Raw genomic sequence first — 5012 nt, 5'->3', positions numbered from 1 at the left:
AGACCTCCAGGCTCCCTGGTTCTCAGACGAGGTCTGAGACCGCCACACCTCTTTGAGGCCCGACTGTTCTATCAGGATTGGGCCGCCATGAGCGCTTGTCAAAGCACGTTTCTGGTGTCAATTGTTGACTCGATTCGGGAGAAAATCTAAAGAGCTTGGCGGTCAGGCTTAGGCTCGCGTTCGTCACGCCAATCACCGCAGCCTTCGCACTTCGGGATCGTCTGTCGTTTTTTCAAGCAGACACTGCAAAACCATTGCTGGGACAGCTTTCTTGCCTGTGCCAAGAATAGACGCAAGTTGATTGATGGTCCGATTGAAATTCTGTCTGCAGGTCCTCAAGTCGGGTTTTCAGATCAACGCCGTTCGCTGGTTTATTCAGCTTGCGCATAGTTTTGATCTTGCACGCGCAATGCGGTGATCGCCGAGCCGGTAGAGATGGCTGGCTCCAGCACAATGGGTGTCCCACGCCAGCCAGCTATGCCCAGCAATGTGAGCGTCATGCGTTGCATTGGGGAGATGCGGGGCGCCCTGATTTTTTGCTCGCCGACCCGACCTCGGGGCATCCCCAGTGGCCGCGTGCAGATCATCGACGTCTTCTCGCTGCAGATCGCCACGGGTTACACCCGCGATCCTCAAGGCCGGTTGCTGCTGGAATCCCAGCCCTCTCTGGCCTCTGGGCGCAGCTGGTCGCCAGCCAAAGCCGCGCAGTTGATGCGTAACGATGTGCGGCCTCACCGCTGGGTGGCTTTGGAGCTCGACAAACGGGCCTGGGGTCTGTTCTGGGCTGGTGGTGGTCTGCAGCGATGCCGCCAGCTGCTCGCCGATCGCGTCACAGAGACAGAAGCGTGCTCGGCATTGGTTCCAGCCACACCAGAAGCGTTGCTCAAGCTGGTGCTGGACCTTGGAATCGATCCTGCTGATCAGCCGCCAAGCCAGCCTTCATCCAGGCGTGGGTTTGGCTTGTCGGCAACGGCTTGGCCATCGCATGCGATTCACCCATGGTCAGTTGTGGCATGGACCTCATTGGTTTGGCTGATGATTCTGGGCATCACTGCTGCCGGCTTTCTCTCGGTGCTGGAGCGGCAGGACCAGAAGTTGCAACTGCTGTTGGAGCGAACAGCGCCGGCTGCATCACAGCAATGAAGGCTTGATGTCAGCCACACGCTGACCATCCCACTTTCGGGGTCCCACTTTCGGGGTCCCAGTTTCGGGGTCCCAGTTTCGGGAGGTCAATTACACCCAGGCCCACGCATTGCTCAATGGCCTATGGGCAATCGAGACAGCTTCCATCAACAACGGGGGGCAAATGAAGCCTTTTGAGCCGTAGCTATTCAGACGGCGAATAGTTCGTGACAAAAGGATTGCAATGAGACCACGATGAGTCGCAGGGGACAGCACTTTGCATCCAATTGCATCCATCGCCTCTCGATCATGTCCGTCCTGTTTCGCAAGCCTCAGCGCATTTCGATCACGGTCAATTACCGCCTCTACAAACAACTGCTGGAAAGCTCTGACCTGCAAGGCCGCTCGGTCTCCAACTTGGCCGCGTACCTCTTGGAAACCGCTCTGGAGCACATCCAGAGTCAGCTGGCTGAGCAGCACACCTCAGCGTCAGCTGCCATACACCGCCAGTCCCCGCTGCAGCCAAGTGCGATGCTCAATCGCTAGGTCAGCCGGGCTTTCGATGCGGATGCCGGCGCCAAAACCAAACAGCCAATTGCGCAGGTCCACATCACGGGCCACGGTCCACTGCGGCAGATCCAGCTCCACTGGATAGGGATGCGTATCTGCCGCAGAGCCGGGTTCGAGCACATGCGGTGCCTTGGGGTGGTTCCACCACGTGTCACCGGGCAAAGCCTTGCTGTAGCGGGTGTGCTCAAGCGGATAACGCTGCAAGCCTTCACGAATAAAGGCAAAACTCCAGCCCTGGCAGCAGAACCGCAAGGTCAGCATCGCTTTGGCGCGTGTCTTTGGCGTCGGGGTGCACAGCTGCAACTGGCTGTTGAGGTCGTCACCGAAATAAATGCCACCGCTCAAGTGCAGCAATGTCTCCAGGCGACTCATGGCTTCTGCATGGGCCTCATCGTTGCGGCGGTAGCCCCGTTCGCTACGACGCAGGGCCAGCCGGTCGATCCGCTCGCAGCGGATCAGGCCTACGCCCGTGCCGACGCTGTCTTCCTCAAACACCAGATACCAGCCGATGTTGTGAAACAGCAGTTGCAGTGGCCAAGCCCGAAAGGTACCGCTGGGGCTGTCGGCATAGGACGCCACCGAGGCGTAGCGCTCCAGCTCCACCCGTCGACGTTCGACGATTGCGGTCTCCAAGCGTTCGGCCTGGCGCTCAGCCGCCAAAGAATCGGGCCGCACCAGGTCACTGCTCACGATCGAGCGATTGGCAAAGGCCCGTACTGGGCTCGTGATTTCAGTGTCGATTCCTCCCCAGCTGAGTCGTTGCTCCAGCTCCACCAACAAATGCTGAGCGCTCGGATCGGCTAGCCGTCCGGCGGCCTGGCTCACAACACCATGGATCTCGCGCAGACGGTTGGCCGATAGCAGCGCTGTGCCAATGGCATAGCCATGGCGCACGTTGTCATGGCGTGAGCGAAAGCCGTAGGGCGTGAGCAGCTTCTCGAGGTCTTTGCGCAGGGTTGCCGCCTCCCCAGGCAGATAGGCACCGGGGATGGCTTCGATTTGATTGATCAGGTGCTCAGGCAACGGCGTACCCGCAGCACGGTCAAACGGTTGTTGCAGCACATGCCGTAGCAGCGTGAACACGCGAGCGAACACCGGCGCATCGCCCAGGGGCAGGTAACCACCGTTGACGCCTCCATTCCAAAGCTCATCGCTCTTTGGAGCCCTCACCGCTGGGGGAGGCTTGATCGGTGCTTGCTCCGGCTCAGAACTGCAGAAGCCGTTGGCTTCCAGCCAAGCCAGATCAGCACGAATGGCAGCGGCATCGCCGTAGCACTCGCCATGCAGCCGGCGCAGGTAGGCCGCCGCCCGATCGGCCAAATCACCCTCGGGAAGGGGTGAGACGATCGCCTCCAGCTCGGCCCTGTTGGCGGGGTCTGCAGCCTCAAGTTCGGGGTAAGTGGTGAGTAGCCGCAGCAGATACAGCAAACGCTCGACATCAAGCAGTCGCGAGTAGCCATGCAGCGCAAACCGGTTCTCACGGTTGCGGGCCGAGCGAATGCGGTGATCGAGCCGGGCCAGCTCATCGCGCAGCAGCGGCTCCAGCTCGCGGACATGTGTGGGTACCACCGCCACCACTGAGGCCATGCCTTCTGCCCGGGTGGGGCCAAATACCGGATCGGCCAAAGCGGCGGCCATCTCACGGATCACCGGCTCGGGCACCAGCCGCTTGCGAGTTTGGTTCCACTGCAAGCAGGTTGAGAGCGGCGTGTAGAGCCACCAACCGATCCATTCCACCGGAGCCGGGAGCACAAGTGCCTGGGTGATCGCCAGTCGCCAGGGCCGGCGGGCATGGGTGGCATCAACGATCACCGGAATGCCAGCGGCGATTGAGTCGCGAATGCGCTGATGCAGCCGGGCTTCGATGTCACTCCAAGGGCCCTGCACGGCGGCATCGCCAAAGATCTCGCTGCGCACCACATCGGTGGAGAGCACCACCGCACCGGTGAGCTCGGCCAGCACCCCGGCCAGGGTGGTTTTGCCGCTGGCGGGCGGGCCGATCAACAGGTGGCAGCGCAAGGGAGAGGTCATGCTCCCCAGCCTGCTTGCTGGCGCCAGCAACGGCAAGCTTTCATGCGAAGAAGCAAGCCAAAGCGACTGCACCAGCTTGCTTGGCTGATCTGCTTTTGCTTTTTCGCAGCAAGAAAGCCGTGTTTTGCCCCTGTCGTTTGGAGGCTGCCTTCAGTCCAGCCGGGGAGGCTGCCGATGACATCCATTCCAAGCACCGTTCCTACAGACACGCAGTCGTACCGGTTGCCCGAGCTCTTGCACGACATCCGTCTGCTTGATCTGCTGGAGCTGAGTGGCACCACCGTGCAAGCCAGCCAGTTGCTCAACCTGAGCCAGCCCACAGTGAGCCGCCGCTACCGGGCCCTGGCCAGCGACTTTGGCCTCAACCGTGACGCGCGCGTGCGCAAGCGCTGCCGTTTTGGCACCAGCACAGCCATGCGGTTGCTGCGTCTCGGCTCCCGTGCCCATCGTCTGGATGCAGGGGTAGCGCGTGTCGGAGCCGACCTCTTGCACCATCACCTTCTGGAAGGGTGCGGATGGCTGCTGCCAACACCCGTGCGGTTTCGCCCTGTCGGCGAATGGGCAGAACTGATCCATCAAGGTGTCCTCGATGCTGCCTTGATCTCAGGCCTGGAGTTGCATGCCGTTAAAGAGAGCGAAACCTCGGGCCTGCGGTTGCTGGAGCTGGGTGCGCTGAACCTTGCCCTTGCGATCCCCAAATCTTTGGACCCCGCAGCGATCTCAGCCGTGCTGGCTCCCCATCGCGGGCTTGCCCCAGGACTGCACAAGGCGCTGCTGAATCGTGGCCTCAAGCTCAAAAGCATCGGCAACAGCTGCAGCACTCCTGCCCGCTGGATCACGCGTCTGCATGAAACGCCACTGGCTATCGCTCTCGATCCATGGGCATGCCGTGCAGGGCAGTGGGCGCATGACTTCAAGCCGGTTGCACTCAGCACGGCATTGCCCAGCCCGCTCTGGCTGTTGTTGCCCTACACAGAGGGGCTGCCGCCTGTCCTGACGCACACGCTCGAGCATCTGCAGCACCACCCAGCGCTGTTCCATCAGGAGGCGCGATGATTAGACCCAATACACGTGATCTATGCGCTATCTGCATAGCTGCTGAGGCTGCGCATCAAGTTGCTGCAGTTCTGCTGCGCAACCCAGCGGTTGCACCGCACACTTGGTCAAGGGCCCCTCACTCGCCCTGATGCCGGAAGCAGCTTTACAAACCACTGCGATCCCCACTGCAGGGGCGGTCGTCCAATGCCGCAGCCACCGCTGGCTGGTGGAAGAGGTGGAGCTCGCCGAGC

The 5012-nt window shown here is 61.2% G+C and carries 4 protein-coding genes; 3 read left to right on the top strand and 1 reads right to left on the bottom strand.

Annotated features, from left to right (window positions below; genetic code table 11):
- The first annotated feature begins 576 nt into the window (after nucleotides 1-576).
- Together ACIQ2E_RS12395 and ACIQ2E_RS12390 are read left to right on the top strand one after the other, a co-directional pair.
- Entirely contained in the window at nucleotides 577-1143 is a 567-nt protein-coding gene (locus ACIQ2E_RS12395) for a hypothetical protein (RefSeq protein WP_398330973.1), read from the top strand.
- Between the two features lie 234 nt (nucleotides 1144-1377).
- Nucleotides 1378-1668, top strand: coding sequence for a hypothetical protein (locus tag ACIQ2E_RS12390; RefSeq protein ID WP_398330970.1), 291 nt, complete (start codon nucleotides 1378-1380; stop codon nucleotides 1666-1668).
- Here the strand turns inward: ACIQ2E_RS12390 and ACIQ2E_RS12385 are convergent.
- Entirely contained in the window at nucleotides 1612-3723 is a 2112-nt protein-coding gene (locus tag ACIQ2E_RS12385) for an AAA family ATPase (protein WP_398330967.1), read from the bottom strand. The two genes, ACIQ2E_RS12390 and ACIQ2E_RS12385, sit on opposite strands and share 57 nt — an antisense overlap.
- 174 nt (nucleotides 3724-3897) lie before the next feature.
- Between ACIQ2E_RS12385 and ACIQ2E_RS12380 the strand changes: the two genes are divergently transcribed.
- Nucleotides 3898-4779, top strand: a complete 882-nt coding sequence (locus ACIQ2E_RS12380) for a hypothetical protein (RefSeq protein ID WP_398330964.1) — start codon at nucleotides 3898-3900, stop codon at nucleotides 4777-4779.
- Nucleotides 4780-5012 lie beyond the last annotated feature (233 nt).

It is taken from the genome of Vulcanococcus sp. (assembly GCF_044369115.1).
Taxonomy (GTDB): Bacteria; Cyanobacteriota; Cyanobacteriia; order PCC-6307; family Cyanobiaceae; genus Vulcanococcus.
The sequence above is the reverse complement of the archived record's forward strand: the minus strand, read 5'-3'. Positions and strand labels throughout refer to the sequence as shown.